This window comes from Brucella intermedia LMG 3301 (genome assembly GCF_000182645.1).
GTDB classification, from domain to species: domain Bacteria; phylum Pseudomonadota; class Alphaproteobacteria; order Rhizobiales; family Rhizobiaceae; genus Brucella; species Brucella intermedia.
The window spans coordinates 1957229-1975237 of record NZ_ACQA01000001.1 but is presented as its reverse complement, the minus strand read 5'-3'; the positions used below and the strand labels follow the sequence as shown (position 1 = coordinate 1975237).

Below are 18009 nucleotides of genomic sequence, written 5' to 3'. Positions count from 1 at the left end.
TTTTCGCATAATCCGGGCGGACACGTCATGCGACTGTCCGGGGCTATGCTCTACCCAAAGAAATCGGCAATGAAGCGTTCATAAATCTGTGTCAGGCCTTCAAGGTCGGCAAGGGCCACGCGTTCATCGACCATGTGCATGGTCTGCCCGACGAGGCCGAACTCGACCACCGGGCAGTAATCCTTGATGAAGCGCGCATCGGACGTGCCGCCGGAAGTCGATAGTTCAGGGCGCTTGCCGGTGACGGCCTCCACCGATGCGGTCAGCGTGCCGATCAGCTTTTCGTCGCGGGTCAGGAACACATGGCTCGGATGCTCGCGCCAGGTCAGCTCATAATTGATCGGCGTTTCACGGCCCGGGCGCAGGCGATTGTCGCGGGCGGCCTTTTCGAGGCGCGCCACGATTTCCGCTTGCAGGCTCTCCGCGGTCCATGTGTCGTTGAAGCGGATGTTGAACGAGGCGGTTGCCTTGTTCGCAATGACATTGGTGGCCGTGTTGCCCACATCGATGGTGGTGACTTCCAGATTGCTGGCCTGGAAATCGGCGGTGCCTGCGTCGAAAGCCGGGTAAAGCAGGCTGTCGACCAGCGTTGTGATGCCGCGCACCGGATTTTCGGCCAGATGCGGATAGGCCGCATGACCTTGCACGCCGTGGACGGTGATGATGCCTGACAGCGACCCGCGCCGCCCGATCTTGATCATGTCGCCGAGCGCATTGGGATTGGTCGGCTCGCCGACGATTGATGCATCCCAGCTTTCGCCGCGCTGCTTGGCCCAGTCGAGAAGCTTGACCGTGCCATTGATGGCCGGGCCTTCCTCGTCGCCGGTGATGAGGAAGGAAACGCTGCCCTTGAGGCTACCGTGCTTTTCGATGTGGCGGGCAACGGCTGCGACGAAGCAGGCGACGCCGCCCTTCATGTCCACCGCGCCGCGACCGTACATCACGCCGTCTTCGATGGCGGCGGAAAAGGGCGGGTGTTTCCAGTCACCTTCATTGCCGGGCGGCACGACGTCGGTATGGCCCGCGAACATCAGGTGCGGGCCGTTGCCCGACTTGCGCGCATAGAGGTTTTCGATGTCGGGCGTGCCTTCATCGCGGAAGACGGGCCGCTCCACCGAAAACCCCATCGGCTTCAGCATCGCTTCCAGTGCCGTCAGCGCGCCGCCTTCGGCGGGCGTCACGGATGGGCAGCGGATGAGGGCGGCGAGATTTTCGGCGGGATTGACGGCTAAGCTCATGTGATCGGGACTTTTTGAAAAGGGAATCGTCTGATGGCGAGATTATCGCGCATCCCGAAAAGTGCGAAGCGGTTTTCGGACCAAGATGCGCGAGAAAACAAAGTCGCATCCCGAAAAGTGCGAAGCGGTTTTCGGACCAAGATGCGCGAGAAAACAAAGTCGCATCCCGAAAAGTGCGAAGCGGTTTTCGGACCAAGATGCGCGAGAAAACAAAGTCGCATCCCGAAAAGTGCGAAGCGGTTTTCGGATCAGGATGCGCGAGAAAACAAAGTGGCATCCCGAAAAGTGCGAAGCGGTTTTCGGACCAAGATGCGCGAGAAAACAAAGTCGCATCCCGAAAAGTGCGAAGCGGTTTTCGGACCAGGATGCGTGTGAAGGGCGGCGGTTGTGCATGGCGATGATGTTTCGCCTTTCACTTGTTTTTCTCAACCGGTTTCAATTTGGGAACGAAATTTCCTTGACCGGAGGGCCCCTGTCATCGTTAGTTAAAAATAAGTTGATAACGAGACCCGCAAAGGGCCGGTCAACGGGGACTCTTTTAAAAATGGGAAACTGCGCATGCGTTTTGTCACTTCTGCGATAGCAGGCATGATGGTGCTCTTCGGGGCGGCGGCGATACCGGCCAAGGCCGCGCAATGGAGTGAAGCAGGCGGGCTTACGAGCATTCCTTACGGGCACAAGGATTATTGCGATCGCAACAAGCGCGATTGCGGCGCGCATCGCGTCCTGCCGCCCATGAAGCTGACCCCGCAGCGCATGAAGCTGCTGCAATCGGTCAGCAGCTCCGTCAATCACCGTATCAAGCCGGTCTCCGATCAGGAGAATTACGGCAAGCGCGACTACTGGACGCTTCCCGTCAACGGCAAGGGCGATTGCGAAGACTATGTGCTGATGAAGCGGGCGCAGCTCATGGCGCGGGGCATCAGCCCGTCATTGCTGCTCATCACCATGGTGCAGGGCAGCGAGCCGCATGTCATCCTGACTGCCCGCACGGATCACGGCGATTATATCCTCGACAATCTGCGCGACGAAGTGTTGCCCGTCGAGAAGACGTCCTACCGCTATATCAAGATGCAGTCGCCAGCCAATTCCGGCCAGTGGGTTTCCATCGCCGGGCGGTCGGTCGCCGTCGCGAACAACTGACCGGGCGTACAGCGTTCAACGCCGAACGCTGCGAGGCCGTTTGAATATCATCAAGCCGCATTTCGATGCGGCTTTTTGTTTTCACGGGTTGCGCGATCAGGGGATGGAGCGCGAAAACCGCCCAATTGTTCACTCTCATTGGACAATATATCCGGACAGACTGTTCGCGCTTCTTGAACAAAGACACCTTTGTAACAGTCGTGTGATTGCTGGTATATCAATCAATCTATTGTTTTTATTTGATTTTTAAAATCAGTTTGGCTCAAATTCAAAAAATTGGGCGCACAAATGTGTGATCAAGAAAACATTTTCGTGACTGGAACTTTTGCTCACTGTCACCCATTTCAGCTGCATCGGAACGACGAACAAACGCCGCTCCACTTTCCAAGGAGATAGGAAAATGAAGAAGATTGTTCTTGCTGCCGCTGCTCTTGCTCTTACCGCCGGTGCCGCCTTCGCAGAAAACCCGCATGTTGGCGAACCTGCCGATCTTTATGCAAACGACCGCACCCCGGTCGCTGCCCAGAAGCTCGACTACACGGCTCCTGCCTCTATCAACAAGGCAACGGTCTATCAGGATGGTTCGGCTCACCGCTTCGGTGATGCATCGCCTTCCTCTTACCAGAACTAAGAGTCCTTCCGGACTTTTGGTCTTTCCGGTCCCGACGGGCCGGGCATGAATACCCACATTGCATGTCATCCCGAAGGTGTCGGGGCATTTCCTCCCAGATGTGCCTGACACCGTAGGGCGGGCCACGAAGGCCCAGCCAACCGGCGGATTGCCATTAGACAACCGCCAGATAACCGCCAGTTACCCACCAAGTAACCGAATGTCCCCCATGAGCCCGAACACGAGCCCGAAATTGAGGTTCGACCGGTGAAAGCCGATGTCGGGGGACGCTATGGAAAAGGAATAGAGATATGAAAAAGTTTGCTCTTGCCGCCCTTGCTGTCGCTCTCAGCGCCGGTGCCGCTTATGCCGAAAACCCGTTTGTCGGCCAGCCTGCTGAAATGGCTGCCCAGGACAAGGCCTTCGTGCTCCCCGGCGAAACCCCGGTCGCTTCGACCCGCAGCAACATCGACTATACGGCTCCGGCTGCCATTCGCCAGTCTGCGCCGGTCAGCCAGGATGGTTCGGCTCACCGCTTCGGCGACGCTTCCCCGTCCAGCTACCAGAACTAATCGGTTCTGATAGTTGAGACTCCCGGTCGTCCTGCGTGGCTCTGCGTTCGTCCCCCTCACGCATCAGCCATGCAGGGCAACCGGAAAGCTTTAAAACTATCTCCCCGGAGGATGGCGTCAGTGTCTCCCCGGATTGCCCGGATCAGAGGCATTGCGCCATCCGAAGGGGCGACCAGTTATGAAAAAGGCGACGCCAGCGGCGTCGCCTTTTTCCTTGATATGCCTGCGTCTCAAAGCGCATCCCGAAAGTGCGGGCCGGTTTCGGCGATCCGCTCAAATGGACGATGCATTCTAGTCCCGCAGCAATTCGTTGATCGAGGTCTTGGAGCGGGTCTTTTCATCGACGCGCTTGACGATGACCGCGCAATAGAGGCTCGGGCCCCAGTTTTCGCCGGGAACGTTCTTGCCCGGCATGGTGCCGGCGACGACGACGGAATAGGGCGGCACTTCGCCGTAGAAGACTTCGCCCGTCGCGCGGTCCACGATCTTGGTGGACTTGCCGATGAAGACGCCCATGCCGAGCACGGAACCTTCACGCACGATGCAGCCTTCAACGACTTCCGAGCGGGCGCCGATGAAACAATTGTCCTCAATGATGGTTGGGCCGGCCTGCATCGGCTCCAGCACGCCGCCGATACCGACGCCGCCGGAAAGATGAACATTCTTGCCGATCTGTGCGCAGGAACCGACCGTCGCCCAGGTGTCGACCATCGTTCCTTCATCGACATAGGCGCCGAGATTGACGAAGGACGGCATCAGGATAGCATTCGGCGCGATATAGGCCGAGTGGCGCACGACGCAGTTCGGCACGGCGCGGAAGCCCGCCTTTTCGAATTCATTGGCTGTCCATCCGTCGAACTTGGAGGGAACCTTGTCCCACCATGACGACTGGCCGGGGCCGCCCTTGATGACTTCCATCGGGTTGAGGCGGAAGGAGAGCAGAACCGCTTTCTTCAGCCATTGGTTGACATGCCAGTTGCCGTCCGCCTGTTTTTCTGCGACACGGGCTTCACCGCGGTCGAGCAGAATGAGCGATTGTTCGACGGCATCGCGCACTTCGCCGCGCGTTGCCGTATTGATGCCGTCGCGCTCGTCGAAAGCCTTGTCGATTGTCTTCTCAAGGGAGGCGAGGTCTGGCTTGGTCATAAGGTGCGGTCTCCATGAATGGGGCGGCGGAAGGCAGGCGGGAAAGGTCCAGCCCGTTTGCTGGGAAATTGATTAAGCGATGGCGCCATATGGGTCAATCGCGTTCGTGATCCGATTGCGGCGCCACGTTTGAGACAGATTAAGCAATTAGCGCCAGAATGAATGTTCAATTCTTTGCATGGCGGAATGAAGGAGCAGGTGAGTAGCATGAACCCGATGGAGAAGTCCGGCTGGACGCCGTTCCCCAATTCAGAGGAAGCTGTCAAGCAGGCGCGAACCGTACCGCAGACGCCGCAGACCGAAGCTTCGGCCTATCGCCTTGCATTCACGGACGACGAGTTCATGACCCGGCGCGACCTGCGCCCGGTGCGTCTGCAGCTGGAATTGCTGAAGCCGGAAATGATTCTGGCCGACCGGGGCATCAAGTCCACCGTGGTCATGTTCGGCGGCGCGCGCATTCCCGAACCCGGCGGCGAGGCCTGGGCGGCCAAGAACGAGGTCCAGAAGAAGAACCTCGAAGCCAACGCGCAATATTACGAGGAAGCGCGCAAATTCGCGCGGCTTTGCTCGGAATATTCCGCCACCACCTATTATCGCGAGTTCATCGTGGTGACGGGCGGCGGCCCCGGCGTCATGGAAGCGGGCAATCGCGGTGCCGCCGATGTCGGCGCGCCGACCATCGGGCTCAACATCGTGCTGCCGCATGAACAGGCGCCAAACGCCTATGTCACGCCCGACCTCTGCTTCAATTTCCATTATTTCGCGATCCGCAAGATGCACTTCCTCATGCGGGCCAAGGCGATCTGCGTCTTCCCCGGCGGTTTCGGCACGATGGACGAGCTTTTCGAGGCGATGACGCTGATCCAGACCAACCGGATGGAGCGCCTGCCGCTGATCCTTTTCGGCAAGGAGTTCTGGACCAAGGCGATCAATATCGAGTTTCTGGCCGAGCAGGGCACGATTTCGCCTGCCGATATCGAACTGCTCAATTTCGTGGAAACCGCCGACGAAGCCTGGGGGCAGATCAGGGATTTCTACAAGCTCTGATCGTCCCGGATATTCTGTGCGATGCGCCCGGCCAGAGCGGTTCCGGTTAAAACGGAGTCATTGGGACCGCTCTGTCTCTTTGTTTGTACGCGCATCTATTCGGGCGTTTCTTTTTGCAGCTCATCTTCTGCTCGATAGGGACGAGGACGGTGAACGAGCGTCACCAGCACCACCGAGATGATCATCAGCAGATACCACGAGCCGAGCTTGCTCATCGATACGAACTCCCAGCCATTGCGCTGGTTGGGGTAAAGCCAGGCCCTCGACCAAGTGCCGATGTTTTCGGCAATCCAGATGAAGAGCGAGGTCAGCAGGAAGGCGATCAGCAGCGGCATTTTGTGCCGGAAGCGGAAGACGCGGTAATGCATGGAGGTGCGCCAGAAAAGCGCGAAGGTCGCGGCAAACAGCAGCCAGCGCATGTCCTGGATGAAGTGGTGGGCGAAGAAATTGATGTAGATCGCCGCAGCCAGAACCACGGTCGTCCAGAGCGGTGGATAGTGGTTCAGCCTGATATCGAAAATGCGGTTGATGCGGGCCATATAGGAGCCGACAGCCGCATACATGAAGCCGGAAAAGAGCGGAACGCCGCCGATGCGGAAGAAGTTTTCTTCCGGATAGACCCAGGAACCGGCATGGGTCTTGAACACCTCCATCGCTGTGCCGACCACATGGAAGATGAGGATGACCTTGGCTTCCTCCCACGCTTCCAGCTTGAAGACCAGCATGGCGAGCTGGATCGCAAGCGCGGCGAGGAACAGGAAATCATAGCGGGTGACGAACCCCGCGCCGCCATCCGGCCAGAACCAGCGGGTGATGATGATGAGCGCCAGCATGGCGCCGCCGAAAAGGCAGGCCCATGCCTGTTTCAGCCCGAAAACCAGAAATTCGATCAGGGCGTCGGAGACGGGATGGCGGGGCAGGGCATCGAGAACACGATGCGCTGCCGCGTCCAGCCATTTTTCAAGGCCGGTGAAATGCCTATTTGGGCGCAACAATTTCTTCCAGAAACCGGGTCAGGTTGTCGGTCACATAGTCCACCTGATCGGTGAACTCGGGATCGCTTTCCCATATTTCGGAAAAAGTAGGCTCAAAATTGTTCGGCACCACCAGCACGGTTTTCATGCCGAGCGCTTTGGGGACGACCAGATTGCGCGCCAGATCCTCGAACATCACGGCCTTGCCCGCATCGATGCCGAAGGAGCCGAGGAAACGGTCATAGGTGACCCGTTCCGGTTTCGGCGTCAGCCCTGCCGCCACGATGTCGAAGATATCGTCGAAATCATCGAGGATTCCGAGCTGGCGCGCCGCGCGTTCGGCATGGCCGCGATCCCCATTGGTGAAGATGAAGCGACGGCCCGGCAGCGCCTTGATGGCGTCGCCCAGAGCCGGGATCGGGCTTCAGCCACGTATAGTCGATGTCATGAACCTTTTGCAGAAAGTCGTCCGGGTCGATCTGATGGCACTCCATCAGGCCTTTCAGCGTGGTGCCATATTCCAGATAGAACTGCTTTTGAATCTTGCGCGCCTCGTCGCGCGGCAGGTTCAGCAGCGCCTCGACATAGCTCGTCATCTTCACGTCGATCTGCGAGAACAGATTGGCGGCGTGTGGGTAGAGCGTATTGTCGAGGTCGAACACCCAGTCCGTGACGTGGGCGAAGGCAGCTCTGTCCGGAATATCGGTCATAGTTTTTTCCTTACGGCACGATCAACGTGCTTCTTTTTTTAAGGCACGATCAACGTGCCGGCACCGTGCTCGGTGAAAAGCTCAAGCAGCACGGAGTGCGGGGTCTTGCCGTTAAGGATGACGACGCCTTCCACGCCGCGGCGGATGGCATCGATGCAGGTTTCCACCTTGGGGATCATGCCGCCGGAAATCGTGCCGTCCTTGATGAGCGCCTGCGCATCGGCAACCGACAGTTCCTTGATGAGGTTCTTGTCCTTGTCCAGCACGCCCGGAACATCGGTCAGGAACAGGAGGCGCGTTGCGGCCAGCGCACCGGCAATCGCGCCCGCAAAAGTGTCGGCATTGATGTTGTAGGTGTGGCCGTCGCGGCCCGGCGCCACCGGCGCAATGACCGGGATCATCTCGGAACGGGCCAGAAGGTCGAGCAGGGTGCGGTCCACTTCCGCCGGTTCGCCGACGAAGCCGAGGTCCAGCACCTTCTCGATATTGGAATCCGGGTCGATGACGGTCTTGTGCGCCTTCCGCGCAAAGACCATGTTGCCGTCCTTGCCGCAAAGCCCGATGGCCCATTCGCCTTCGGCATTGATGAGCGCGACGATCTCCTTGTTGATGGAACCGGCCAGAACCATTTCCACGATCTCGACGGTCTTTTCATCGGTGACGCGCAGGCCGCCTTCGAAGCGGGATTCGATGCCGAGCTTGGTCAGCATGGCCTGAATCTGCGGGCCGCCGCCATGTACGACGATCGGGTTTACACCCGACTGCTTCAAAAGCGCGATATCCCGTGCGAAAGCCTTGCCCAGCTCCGGATTGCCCATGGCGTGGCCGCCATATTTCACGACGACATGCTTGTTCTCGTAGCGCTGCATATAGGGCAGGGCTGCGGACAGGAGTTGCGCTTGCATTTCGGGATTTTCAAGTGTCGTCATCGCGGGCTCCATGGCAGGCGACAGGGCAGGGAGAAACAGGTTTTTCTAGACTGGTTTTGTGGCAATTGGAATCGGCTGCAGCGTATTTTTCGCTTCACCCTTCGCGATTATTTGAATTTGCAGCCGGAAACCTGTCGAATAGAAAGCCTGACGGGATTTTTCGAGCCGAATGATTTTTTGAGCCGAATGATTTTATGAGAACGGTTTCATGCGCAAGATTTTCCTTACCGCCCTCGCATCCCTGATTGGCGCAACCGCGTCCCATGCCGCGCCCCCGCAAGCCACCGAGACGATCATCCTTGTCCGCCATGGCGAGAAGCCGGAAGGCGGCATGGGGCAGTTGAGCTGCCGGGGTCTTAACCGTTCCCTGAAACTGCCCGCCGTCATTGCAAAGGATTTTGGCAAGCCGGACGCCATTTTCGCGCCAGATCCCGCAAAGGAGAAGATGGATGGCGGCGTTTCCTACGCCTATATCCGCCCGCTGGCGACGGTGGAGCCGACGGCGATCCGCTTCGGAATGCCGGTCGATACGCGCTTCGGTTATGACGAGATCGAAAAGCTGCAAGCCGCACTTGAACAGCCGCAATATGCCAGTGCCACGATACTGATCGGCTGGGAGCACAAGCAGCTCTACAAGCTGGCGAGAAATCTGCTCAGGGACAATGGCGGAGATAAAGCTGCGGTGCCCAAATGGCGTGGTGATGATTTCGACAGCATCTATGTGCTGCATATCCAGCGCAGCGAGGGGCATTCAAGCGCCCGTTTCGAGCGCCTCAAGGAAGGGCTGGACGGGCAGCCTGCAAGCTGCCCTGGCTGACTATCGGGCTTCCTTGATAAGCCGCGCGATTGCCGCTCGCAGCTCGTCGAGACCCACACCCTTTTCCGACGATGTGGCGATGATCCCGGGGAAGCAGGCCGCGCGCTTGTAGGTGAGCTTGTGCGTTTCTTCCAGCAGGCGCGGAACGCCCGCAGGCTTGATCTTGTCGATCTTGGTCAGCACGATCTGGTAGGACACCGCCGCCTTGTCGAGAAGGTCGAGCACTTCCGCATCGTTCTTCTTGATGCCGTGGCGGGCGTCGATCAGCACATAGACGCGCTTCAGCGTGGTGCGTCCGCGCAGGTAATCGAACACAAGGCGCGTCCAGGCATCGACCTGCGCTTTCGGCGCTTCGGCGAAACCGTAGCCCGGCATGTCGACCAGGGCCAGCGGCGGCAGGTCGCCATTTTCGCCCGAATAGCCGTCCGGCACGAAATAGTTCAGTTCCTGCGTGCGGCCCGGCGTGTTGGATGTGCGCGCGAGGCCCTTCTTGTTGACGAGCGCATTGATCAGCGACGACTTGCCGACATTGGAGCGGCCCGCAAAGGCGATCTCCACCGGGCCTTCCGGCGGCAGGAATTTCATCGACGGCACGCCACGGATGAAAATCCATGATTTCTTGAAAAGCAGGCGTCCTTCCTCGACAAGTGCCGCCTGGGCCTCCCGGACTGCATCCGCCGCTGCCTGAGCGGCCCTGATCGCCGCCTGCTTCTTATCCTGCTCGCTCAATGGTTCTGTCCCGGTCGGTGTGTTCTCTTGCGTACACGCATCAATGTTATGGGCCGCATTGTCAACATGAGGGTACAAAAAACCCCGCCGAAGCGGGGTTCTTTCAAGTCTATTTCTTCGCCTCTTTCGGCTTTCGCTTGAAGAGGCTCTTGAGATTGTCGAAGAGCTCGATCTTCACGCCCTGACGCTTCATGATGATGCCCTGCTGGGTGATGGAGAGCAGGTTGTTCCATGCCCAGTAGATCACCAGACCAGCCGGGAACGAAGCCAGCATGAAGGTGAAGATCACCGGCATCCAGGTGAAGATGGCAGCCTGCGTCGGGTCCGGAGGCGTCGGGTTCATGCGCATCTGCAGGAACATGGTGATGCCCATCAGAAGCGGCCAGACGCCGATCATCAGGAAGTGCGGCACGGCGAAAGGCAGCAGGCCGAACAGGTTGAAGAGCGAGGTCGGATCGGGCGCTGCAAGGTCCTGAATCCAGCCGAAGAACGGCGCGTGGCGCATTTCGATGGTGACATAGAGCACCTTGTAAAGCGCGAAGAACACCGGAATCTGCACCAGCACCGGCCAGCAACCGGCCAGAGGATTGATCTTCTCTTCCTTGTAGAGCTTCATCATCTCCTGCTGCTGCCGCATCTTGTCATCCGCATATTTCTCGCGGATTTCAGTGAGCTTCGGCTGCACCAGCTTCATGCGTGCCATCGACTTGTACGACTTGTTGGCAAGCGGGAAGAACAGGCCCTTGAGCAGAACGGTGACGACCAGAATGGCGACGCCGAAATTGCCGGAGAACTTGTAGATCCAGTCGATGAGATAGAACATCGGCTTGGTGATGAAGTAGAACCAGCCCCAGTCGATCAGCAGTTCAAACTGCTTGATGCCGAGCGTTTCCTCGTAGTTCTTGATGAGGGAAACCACTTTCGCGCCTGCGAAGACATGGTTCTTCACCGTCTGGGTCTGGCCCGGCGCAATGGTCATCGGCGCGCCGAGGAAATCGGCCTGATAGCGCGGACGGTCATTGGTGAAATGCGAGAAACGGCCAGTGAACTTTTCGTCCTGCGGCGGAATGAGCGTCGCCGCCCAGTACTTGTCGGTGATGCCGAGCCAGCCGCCCTGGACATCCTTGAACGAGATGTCCTTGTTGTCCTCGATCTTGGAATATTTGATTTCCTGCAGGCCGTCCTGACCCATGACGCCGATCAGGCCTTCATGCAGCACATAGGTGGCGCTGGCATGTTCGGGCTGGTTGAAGCGGGTCACGCGGCCATAGGAGGCAAGCGAGATCGGCGCACCGGAATTGTTCACGATCGTGTCCTCGACCGAGAACATGTAGGATTCGTCGACCGAGATGATGCGCTTGAAGGTGATGTTCTTCTCGTTGGTATAGGTCAGCGTAACGGGCGCGGTCTGCGTCAGCCTGTTGTTGCCTTCCACGGTCCAGACCGTGTTCGGTCCGGGAACGGGGCCGGTGGTCTCGTTGCCGGTGAAGCCCAGTTCGACAAAATAGCCCTGCTGCAGCGGCGACGGCGCGAGCAGTTCGATGTTCGGCGAATTGTTGTCGACGGTCTCGTGATAGTTCTTCAGGAAGATGTCATCGAGGCGGGCGCCGGTCAGGTTGATCGAACCGCGCAGCGAAGGCGTGTCGATTTCGATGCGCTGCGTCTGGGCAACGGCTGCCTCGCGGGTCAGCGTGCCGCCGCCGGCTGCAACATCGCTGTGACCGGGAACGTTCCCGGAGGCGGCGGGCATCTGCGGCGTGTCGCCGTTCTGGCTACCTTGCGCCTGCTGCTGCGTCGCCTGTTGTTTTTGCTGCTGCTGCTCCTCAATGCGTGCCTGCTCCCGCTGGGCTTCCGATTTCGGACCCAGATAAAACACTTGCCACAGCGTCAGCACGAGGATGGACAGGGCAATGGTGATGAAGAAATTACGATTATTTTCCATTGACGGGTCCTGATTCCGGTCTTTCCGTTCGGCGTTTCCCATCGCCCCGCCGTTCACCCTTCGCCTTGATGCGGCGGGAGAGTTCTTCGGTCAGTCGCGAAAAGGGCGCAGTGAGGGCTTGCTCGCGCGCTACGATCACATAGTCGGTCGAAGGCGCCATGTCACGCCCTGCGTGACAACGAACCGCTTCTCTGAGCCTGCGGCGGATGCGGTTTCGTATCACGGCGTTGCCGTTCTTCTTCGTTACGGTGAAACCTGCACGGGGTTTGTCGCCGATCCTGGCGGCTTGCGATTCCTCTTCGGTCCGTTCCCGGACTTCAAGAAGAAACAGGGGACCACGTCGCTTTTCACCATTCCTCAAAGCCAAAAACTCCGCTCTCTTGCGAAGGCGGAGTATTTGTTTCGGCTTGTTCATTTCTTTAGTCACCGCGCGACAGCGCGGGAAAAGATTAAGCGGAAAGCCGCTTACGGCCGCGCGAACGGCGAGCGGCGAGAACCTTGCGGCCGCCGGTGGTTGCCATGCGTGCACGGAAACCGTGACGACGCTTGCGGACGATCTTGGATGGCTGGTAAGTGCGCTTCATTTATTTAATACCGCGGTGTGCGGCCCTTCTTGATTCTGTTTTTCCGTTGAACATGACCTTGTCCGAAACCGTTATTCACTTTCGGGGTCATGCTCTATTGAACAGGAGCTGGTTCTTTCCCTTGCGATGGACAGCACAAAACCATCCGTAAAACCGCGCGGGCGAACGTGACGCGGCTTATAGGGTGAGGGCGGGAAAGAGTCAATGCCGTCATCATGGGCCGTCATCATGGGCCGTCATCATGGGCTGTCATGGGCTGTCATGGGCTGCCATCGGCCGCCATCGCCACATGATCACAGCTGCGCTTCAATCGCCGCCTTGTCGATGACCGACCAGACCCGTCTTATCAGCGTAGTCTCGAACTCGTAGAAAACATTTTCGGCGAACCGCACCCGCCTGCCGTTGACCGGCAACCCGAACAGCATCGCCTTCGGCGTGCAGTCGAATTGCAGGCGGCTGGCGATGCGGGGCGGCTCGCTGACAAGAAGCTCTATGTTGAAGCGCAGGTCGGGGATGGCCTCGAAATCCTGTTCCAGCATCCTGCGATAGCCATCAAGGCCCAATGCCCTGCCATTGTGCACGGCCTCTTCATGCACATAAAGTCCGAGGTCGTCCCAGTCCTGCCGGTTCAGGCATGCGATATAGTCGCGGTAAATCTCGGCGAGCGGTTGCGCCATGCTTTCCTCCTCCTGGAGAGCGGTTCGGCCAGAACGAGCTTGCCGGAGCCGCGCCGGCTATTTGTTTCGTCGCATTATAATGCGCATCGCAGCCGGATAGAAATCAGTCCAGTGAACGGATTTCCCCGCGTGGACGCTCCATGCTTTTGCGGGAAATGCTGTTTTCACTGAAATAGCATCATTCAGGCTGGCATTGGCATTGCCAAAGCGGATCAGGGCTTTAATAAGGATACGCAACATTTTCACATGCGGGCCATGCCCGCGGAAGAGCAGTATCGAGAGGAGTCCACCATGAGCATCCGTCGCATCGGAGTCGGCCCGCGCATGAGCCAGGCCGTCATTCACGGCAACACCGTTTATCTCGCCGGTCAGGTGGGAAATCCTGGCGCCAGCGTCACAGACCAGACCAAGGCCGTTCTGGCCGAGGTGGACCGTCTTCTCAAGGAAGCGGGCTCCGACAAGACCAAGATCCTTCAGGCCATCATCTGGCTCGCCGACATGAAGGACTTTGCCGAAATGAACGCCGTCTGGGATGCATGGGTCGATCCGGCTCACACGCCTGCACGCGCCACCGGCGAGGCAGCGCTGGCAACGCCTGACTACAAGGTCGAGATCATCATCACCGCCGCGGTGTAATCTGGCCCATAAAAGATTACCCCGTCGAAGTTGCGGCTTCGGCGGGGTTTTTCATGAGCGGTTCCCGTCGGCAGTGCCGCCCAGACCCTTCGCACTTTTGCCGGAAATGCCTTATTCGCGTATGCGCTCCGAAAAGCCGTCGCGTCCGCCTGCGAGCGCCCTTGCATCGATCGATGCGCGCTGGCGCAGTTCCTCCAGCGTGCCGCCATTCTCCAGCCAGCCGTGATCGTACAGATAGCCGGGCAGGAAGCCTGACAGAAGAATGCGGTAATCGAAGGGGAAGTTCGGGTCCAGCACCCGCGCCATGTGGAAGATGATCGTGGTGCAGTTCGCGGTCAGCGTATTGTAGAATTTCGGCTGCTCGGCCAGTTGATTGCCCAGCGTGACATAGGAGAGGAAGAGTTCGCGCGCGCCTGCGGGCGGCAGGTTGACGCGATAGCGATAGACGTTTTCCTTGCGGACATTGGTGCGCAGATAAATGATGTCGCGTTCTTCCGCCGCGATCATCGCCAGCTCGAACTGGCGGAAGAACCCGGCAATGGCGGAAAAGACCTCGTGATGCTCGCGGCGGATTTCGCCTGAAAACACCACATGACGGCCATCCTCGAAGCCGAACGACAGAAGTGTGTGGGCGATAGCCGGGCTCGACCAGTAGGAAAGAAAGACGTCGACCGATGTGATCTTGCTGAGATCGTAGGTTTCTTCCTTCCAGTTGGGCGTGAAATCCTCCGTCGTCCGCCAGATGAAATCGCGGACATTGGATAGGGTGACGAGATCGCCATTGACCTGCCCGGTCACCGTGCGGGCAACATCGGGCGCCCAGATGCGATTGAGGGACGGGCGCACCGTGGACCAGGCCGCCAGCATCGCCAGCGCAAGAAGGCAGAAGAAGAGCCGCCTGCGCCAACAGCTGTAATGTCTTTCGCCTATAATCACCGCAAGGGCGATCAGTAGCCAGATGGCGATGACGGAGCCGCGCACGGCATCGCCGAAGGGCAGCTGGAACCACATGGCGAAGCTGGCCCAGATCGCAAAGACAAGGGTGAATAGAATGAAGACGAATTTGCCTGCGATGCGGACGGGAGCCGATTTCAGGAGAGAAGACATATGCATTCCGTATTCGTCAGTTGCCGCCGCCGGGAACTATTCCGTGTGCGGAAATCGCGGCGATACTGACATGATTTGCATCGTCATGTCATGGGGGTAAGTGTGGGAACACGAAATTTAGATTCTATATTAGAATTCTTGCAAAAAGGCTCTCGCTGGCGGCTTATTTCTTTGCCGCGATTGCTTCGCCACGCGGGCGGGAAACAGGCTTGCGGTTTCGGGGCGTGCGGACGCACCAGACGCCACAGCAGCAGCGCGCCGACGATCCCGGCATAGATGACCGGTTCGGCGGGCCAGCTTTTCACCGACATGATGAAATGGATCGCGCCGCCTGCGATTGCCACATAGACCAGCTTATGGAGGCTGTTCCAGCGCCGCCCGAGCTTGCGGATCGACCAGTTGTTGGAAGTCAGCGCCAGCGGCACCAGCAGCACAAGGCTGATCATGCCGATGGTGATGAAGGGCCGCCGCACGATATCGGTGACGATGGCGGAGATGTTCAGGCCCTGATCCAGCAGCATGTAGGTGGCGAAGTGCATCAGCGCATAATAGAAGGCGAGGAGACCGAGCGCCCGGCGGTAGCGCAGCAGCGCAATGCCGGTCAGGTCGCGGATCGGCGTGACCATGAGGGTGAGAATGAGGAAGCGCAGCGCCCACAGGCCGAGCGTGTGTTCAAAAGTCTTGACCGGATCGGCGCCGAGATTGCCGCTTGCGCCCAGATAGAAGGTCCAGACAGCCGGGACGAAACCGACCGCGTAAAGCAGCCAGATTTTCCATTCACCGGGCCGGGTTGTTTTCTTCCGCTCTGTCCGGGTCGCTGCCGCCATGTCAGTAATTCACCTTCAGGTCCATGCCCGCATAAAGCGATGCGACTTCCTCGCCATAGCCGTTGAACGGCAATGTCGGGCGTCGGCCCGAGCCCAGAAAGCCGCCTTCGCCGATGCGCCGTTCGGTCGCCTGGCTCCAGCGCGGATGGTCGACCTCCGGGTTCACGTTGGCGTAGAAACCATACTCGTTGGCGGCCTGCTGCTGCCACGAGGTTGGCGGCTGCTTTTCGACGAAGCTGATTTTGGTGATCGCCTTGATCCCCTTGAAGCCGTATTTCCACGGCACCACGAGCCGGATCGGCGCGCCGTTCGCATTGGGCAATGTCTCGCCGTAAAGGCCGACCGAGAGGATGGTCAGCGGATGCATGGCCTCATCGAGACGCAGGCCCTCGATATAGGGCCAGTCGAGCACCTGAAAGAGACCGGTTTGGCCCGGCATTTCCTCCGGTCGCACGAGGCCGGTAAAGGCGATGTACTTGGCCGAACCGAGGGGTTCCACCTGCGCCAGCAGGCTTGCGAGCGGAAATCCGATCCACGGAATGACCATCGACCAGGCCTCGACGCAGCGCATCCGATAGATGCGCTCTTCAAGCGGCATCCGGGCAATCAGGTCCTGAATGTCGAATTCCTTCGGCTGCTTGACAAGACCGTCGACGGTGAGCTTCCAGGGCAGCGGCTTGTAATTGCCGGAATTGGCGGAAGGGTCGCTCTTGTCCGTGCCGAACTCGTAGAAATTATTGTAGGTCGTTACGGCATCCTGCGGCGTCAGCTTCTCGTCCACCTTATAGGTGGAAGCCTTGGCCTTCAGCGGTTCGGCAAAAGCCGAAGAGGCAATGCCAGCGGCAGCGAGAGCACCGGCGCCGACCATGAAGGCGCGGCGGTTGAGATAGAGGCTTTTGGGCGTCACCGCATCATAAGTGAGGCGGGCGGATGAAAAACGCCCCGGTTTGAAGCTGCTCATTGTCGTTCCCACTTCCAAAATGATTGACCCTCAAGTTGCAGACATGATTCCACGTAAAGGCGTCAAAAGCATGGATAATCTGCGGCCAGCGCGGTGGTCACGCATTGTTGAAGCCGCGTGAGTGCGTAACAGAATTGTAACACGATGTAACTTTTCGTGCGTTCTGCCATATTCTCGCTAAAACTCTGCTGTTAACCGCATTACATTAGCGCAACCGAACGAGCGACTTCGGACTAAATTCGCTATCGCCGGCAGGGGTGGGGACGCACCCGGGAAGAGCTGCCTTCAAACCTTCGTTAACGTCTCATTGGCTATGTTGAGATCATGGTAAAGAAGATGTTTATGGCCGCTTTGGCGGCAGCTGCATTCACGGTGGCGGCTGGCTCGGCTCTGGCTGAGGGACAGCCCGTTTCGACCAATGGTCAGGGCAAGGCCCTGAGCGCCATCGCCGCATCGATGAAAGAAGAGCAGGGCGCTCCCAAGCTGGGTGAAGGCGTGACAATGCGCGAGAAGAAGATGGACACGGAAACGACGCCGGAACAGAATTTTTCGCGCAGCAGGCAGTTCATCCATCGCTTCTACAAGCCGGAAAACGCCTCCAGTGAACTGGTGATCCTGCTGCACGGTTCGGGCGGAAACGAAACCAGCCTCGTGCCGATGGCATCCAAAATCTGGCCGCGGGCCACGCTGCTCGGCATTCGTGGCCGCGTGATGCAGGATGGCGGCACGCGCTGGTACAAGCGCATCACGCCCGTAAAATTCGACCAGAAGGACATCAAGCTCGAAGCCAATGCCTTCGTGACCTTCCTCACGCGACTGGCCGACGACAAGGAACTCGACCTTACCCACGCAACTTTCGTGGGCTATTCGAACGGCGCCAATCTTCTGGCGGCGACGATGATGCTCCACCCCGATCTGGTGAAACGCGCTGTCCTCATGCGCTCGATGCCGGTTCTAGACAATGCGCCCGCCGCCAATCTGAGCAAGGCGCGCGTTCTCACCATTACGGGCGAGGATGACAAGCTCTATTCGCCCTTCGCGCCGGCGCTTTCAGCGCTTCTGCGCTCCGGCGGCGCGCGCGTCGACGCCCGCACCATCGATGCGGATCATATGCTGGGCGAAAAGGATGTCGCGGCCATCAGCCAATGGGTCGCGTCGCTCGGACCGGATGGCGCACCGGCGGTCTCCATGAAAAGGCAGTAGGGCAATAAGGCAGTATGTTAAGGGAGTAGGGGAATAAGGGAGTAGGGGAGTATGTTTGGCTTGCGGACGACCGCAACGCACATAGCCTTCTCTGCCCTACTGCCCTACTGCCCTACTGCCCTACTGCCCTACTGCCCTACTGCCCTACTGCCCTACT

The 18009-nt window shown here is 58.7% G+C and carries 19 protein-coding genes and 1 pseudogene; 7 read left to right on the top strand and 13 right to left on the bottom strand.

The annotated features are described in order from the left end of the window. Positions 1-50 precede the first annotated feature (50 nt). A complete protein-coding gene (gene dapE / locus OINT_RS09450; RefSeq protein ID WP_006467581.1) occupies positions 51-1238 on the bottom strand; it encodes a succinyl-diaminopimelate desuccinylase in 1188 nt (395 codons plus the stop codon). A gap of 591 nt (positions 1239-1829) precedes the next feature. Between dapE and OINT_RS09440 the strand changes: the two genes are divergently transcribed. The 3 genes from OINT_RS09440 to OINT_RS09430 all read left to right on the top strand — a co-directional run bounded on the left by OINT_RS09440 (position 1830) and on the right by OINT_RS09430 (position 3563). After that, entirely contained in the window at positions 1830-2381 is a 552-nt protein-coding gene (locus OINT_RS09440) for a transglutaminase-like cysteine peptidase (protein WP_006472292.1), read from the top strand. 400 nt (positions 2382-2781) lie between these two features. Continuing rightward, complete coding sequence (locus OINT_RS09435) at positions 2782-3012, top strand: hypothetical protein (protein WP_006472293.1); 231 nt, start codon at positions 2782-2784, stop codon at positions 3010-3012. Positions 3013-3302: 290 nt separating this feature from the next. Continuing rightward, on the top strand, positions 3303-3563 hold the full coding sequence (locus OINT_RS09430; protein ID WP_006467574.1) for a hypothetical protein: 261 nt from the start codon (positions 3303-3305) through the stop codon (positions 3561-3563). 291 nt (positions 3564-3854) lie between these two features. On the opposite strand, the gene dapD is transcribed toward OINT_RS09430, so the two are convergent. Beyond that, positions 3855-4709 (bottom strand): 2,3,4,5-tetrahydropyridine-2,6-dicarboxylate N-succinyltransferase, encoded by an 855-nt coding sequence (gene dapD / locus OINT_RS09425; RefSeq protein ID WP_006467573.1) that lies wholly within the window; start codon positions 4707-4709, stop codon positions 3855-3857. Between the two features lie 207 nt (positions 4710-4916). Here dapD and OINT_RS09420 point away from each other — a divergent pair, with 207 nt between their 5' ends. Beyond that, a complete protein-coding gene (locus OINT_RS09420) occupies positions 4917-5756 on the top strand; it encodes an LOG family protein (RefSeq protein ID WP_031346854.1) in 840 nt (279 codons plus the stop codon). Positions 5757-5851: 95 nt separating this feature from the next. On the opposite strand, the gene OINT_RS09415 is transcribed toward OINT_RS09420, so the two are convergent. From OINT_RS09415 to argB, 3 genes and pseudogenes are all read right to left on the bottom strand, one after another. Continuing rightward, positions 5852-6748 carry a DUF817 domain-containing protein gene (locus OINT_RS09415; RefSeq protein ID WP_006472295.1) on the bottom strand — a complete coding sequence of 299 codons (897 nt, stop codon included), beginning with the start codon at positions 6746-6748 and terminating at the stop codon, positions 5852-5854. Beyond that, positions 6735-7440: pseudogene (locus tag OINT_RS09410) on the bottom strand (pyrimidine 5'-nucleotidase). The gene OINT_RS09415 and the pseudogene OINT_RS09410 overlap by 14 nt, the downstream one beginning before the upstream one ends. A 38-nt stretch (positions 7441-7478) precedes the next feature. Next, the gene (gene argB, locus OINT_RS09405; protein WP_006472297.1) at positions 7479-8369 is read right to left on the bottom strand and encodes an acetylglutamate kinase; all 891 of its coding nucleotides are present in this window, start codon (positions 8367-8369) and stop codon (positions 7479-7481) included. A gap of 208 nt (positions 8370-8577) precedes the next feature. Here argB and OINT_RS09400 point away from each other — a divergent pair, with 208 nt between their 5' ends. Then, positions 8578-9186 (top strand): hypothetical protein, encoded by a 609-nt coding sequence (locus tag OINT_RS09400; RefSeq protein WP_006467569.1) that lies wholly within the window; start codon positions 8578-8580, stop codon positions 9184-9186. Here OINT_RS09400 and yihA read toward each other — a convergent pair whose 3' ends face one another. The 5 genes from yihA to OINT_RS09375 form a co-directional block, all read right to left on the bottom strand. Further along, a complete protein-coding gene (gene yihA, locus OINT_RS09395; RefSeq protein ID WP_036565526.1) occupies positions 9187-9816 on the bottom strand; it encodes a ribosome biogenesis GTP-binding protein YihA/YsxC in 630 nt (209 codons plus the stop codon). 208 nt (positions 9817-10024) lie between these two features. Next, positions 10025-11857, bottom strand: coding sequence for a membrane protein insertase YidC (gene yidC, locus OINT_RS09390; protein ID WP_006472298.1), 1833 nt, complete (start codon positions 11855-11857; stop codon positions 10025-10027). Continuing rightward, positions 11847-12272: a ribonuclease P protein component gene (gene rnpA / locus OINT_RS09385; RefSeq protein WP_036565519.1), complete on the bottom strand. Its 426-nt coding sequence runs from the start codon at positions 12270-12272 to the stop codon at positions 11847-11849. The genes yidC and rnpA overlap by 11 nt, the downstream gene beginning before the upstream one ends. A gap of 34 nt (positions 12273-12306) precedes the next feature. Next, on the bottom strand, positions 12307-12441 hold the full coding sequence (gene rpmH / locus OINT_RS09380; RefSeq protein WP_006467565.1) for a 50S ribosomal protein L34: 135 nt from the start codon (positions 12439-12441) through the stop codon (positions 12307-12309). 293 nt (positions 12442-12734) lie between these two features. Further along, entirely contained in the window at positions 12735-13118 is a 384-nt protein-coding gene (locus OINT_RS09375) for an ester cyclase (RefSeq protein ID WP_006467564.1), read from the bottom strand. A 291-nt stretch (positions 13119-13409) separates the two neighbouring features. Here OINT_RS09375 and OINT_RS09370 point away from each other — a divergent pair, with 291 nt between their 5' ends. After that, entirely contained in the window at positions 13410-13754 is a 345-nt protein-coding gene (locus OINT_RS09370) for a RidA family protein (protein WP_006472300.1), read from the top strand. 111 nt (positions 13755-13865) lie between these two features. On the opposite strand, the gene OINT_RS09365 is transcribed toward OINT_RS09370, so the two are convergent. From OINT_RS09365 to msrP, 3 genes are all read right to left on the bottom strand, one after another. Beyond that, a complete protein-coding gene (locus OINT_RS09365) occupies positions 13866-14867 on the bottom strand; it encodes an Lnb N-terminal periplasmic domain-containing protein (RefSeq protein ID WP_006467562.1) in 1002 nt (333 codons plus the stop codon). A gap of 77 nt (positions 14868-14944) precedes the next feature. Further along, positions 14945-15688 carry a protein-methionine-sulfoxide reductase heme-binding subunit MsrQ gene (msrQ, locus tag OINT_RS09360; protein WP_006467561.1) on the bottom strand — a complete coding sequence of 248 codons (744 nt, stop codon included), beginning with the start codon at positions 15686-15688 and terminating at the stop codon, positions 14945-14947. 1 nt (position 15689) lies between these two features. Then, positions 15690-16649 carry a protein-methionine-sulfoxide reductase catalytic subunit MsrP gene (gene msrP / locus OINT_RS09355; RefSeq protein ID WP_006472302.1) on the bottom strand — a complete coding sequence of 320 codons (960 nt, stop codon included), beginning with the start codon at positions 16647-16649 and terminating at the stop codon, positions 15690-15692. 324 nt (positions 16650-16973) lie between these two features. Here msrP and OINT_RS09350 point away from each other — a divergent pair, with 324 nt between their 5' ends. Next, a complete protein-coding gene (locus tag OINT_RS09350) occupies positions 16974-17852 on the top strand; it encodes an alpha/beta hydrolase (protein ID WP_006467559.1) in 879 nt (292 codons plus the stop codon). The last annotated feature ends 157 nt before the right edge of the window (positions 17853-18009 follow it).

Excerpts from the sequence above, each read along its gene's own strand:
- dapE (WP_006467581.1), bottom strand. The coding sequence starts at position 1,238 with ATGAGCTTAGCCGTCAATCCCGCCGAAAATCTCGCCGCCCTCATCCGC.
- OINT_RS09440 (WP_006472292.1), top strand. The coding sequence starts at position 1,830 with ATGGTGCTCTTCGGGGCGGCGGCGATACCGGCCAAGGCCGCGCAATGG.
- OINT_RS09435 (WP_006472293.1), top strand. The coding sequence starts at position 2,782 with ATGAAGAAGATTGTTCTTGCTGCCGCTGCTCTTGCTCTTACCGCCGGT.
- OINT_RS09430 (WP_006467574.1), top strand. The coding sequence starts at position 3,303 with ATGAAAAAGTTTGCTCTTGCCGCCCTTGCTGTCGCTCTCAGCGCCGGT.
- dapD (WP_006467573.1), bottom strand. The coding sequence starts at position 4,709 with ATGACCAAGCCAGACCTCGCCTCCCTTGAGAAGACAATCGACAAGGCT.
- OINT_RS09420 (WP_031346854.1), top strand. The coding sequence starts at position 4,917 with ATGAACCCGATGGAGAAGTCCGGCTGGACGCCGTTCCCCAATTCAGAG.
- argB (WP_006472297.1), bottom strand. The coding sequence starts at position 8,369 with ATGACGACACTTGAAAATCCCGAAATGCAAGCGCAACTCCTGTCCGCA.
- OINT_RS09400 (WP_006467569.1), top strand. The coding sequence starts at position 8,578 with ATGCGCAAGATTTTCCTTACCGCCCTCGCATCCCTGATTGGCGCAACC.
- yidC (WP_006472298.1), bottom strand. The coding sequence starts at position 11,857 with ATGGAAAATAATCGTAATTTCTTCATCACCATTGCCCTGTCCATCCTC.
- rnpA (WP_036565519.1), bottom strand. The coding sequence starts at position 12,272 with ATGAACAAGCCGAAACAAATACTCCGCCTTCGCAAGAGAGCGGAGTTT.
- rpmH (WP_006467565.1), bottom strand. The coding sequence starts at position 12,441 with ATGAAGCGCACTTACCAGCCATCCAAGATCGTCCGCAAGCGTCGTCAC.
- OINT_RS09375 (WP_006467564.1), bottom strand. The coding sequence starts at position 13,118 with ATGGCGCAACCGCTCGCCGAGATTTACCGCGACTATATCGCATGCCTG.
- OINT_RS09370 (WP_006472300.1), top strand. The coding sequence starts at position 13,410 with ATGAGCATCCGTCGCATCGGAGTCGGCCCGCGCATGAGCCAGGCCGTC.
- OINT_RS09365 (WP_006467562.1), bottom strand. The coding sequence starts at position 14,867 with ATGCATATGTCTTCTCTCCTGAAATCGGCTCCCGTCCGCATCGCAGGC.
- msrQ (WP_006467561.1), bottom strand. The coding sequence starts at position 15,688 with ATGGCGGCAGCGACCCGGACAGAGCGGAAGAAAACAACCCGGCCCGGT.
- msrP (WP_006472302.1), bottom strand. The coding sequence starts at position 16,649 with ATGAGCAGCTTCAAACCGGGGCGTTTTTCATCCGCCCGCCTCACTTAT.
- OINT_RS09350 (WP_006467559.1), top strand. The coding sequence starts at position 16,974 with ATGGTAAAGAAGATGTTTATGGCCGCTTTGGCGGCAGCTGCATTCACG.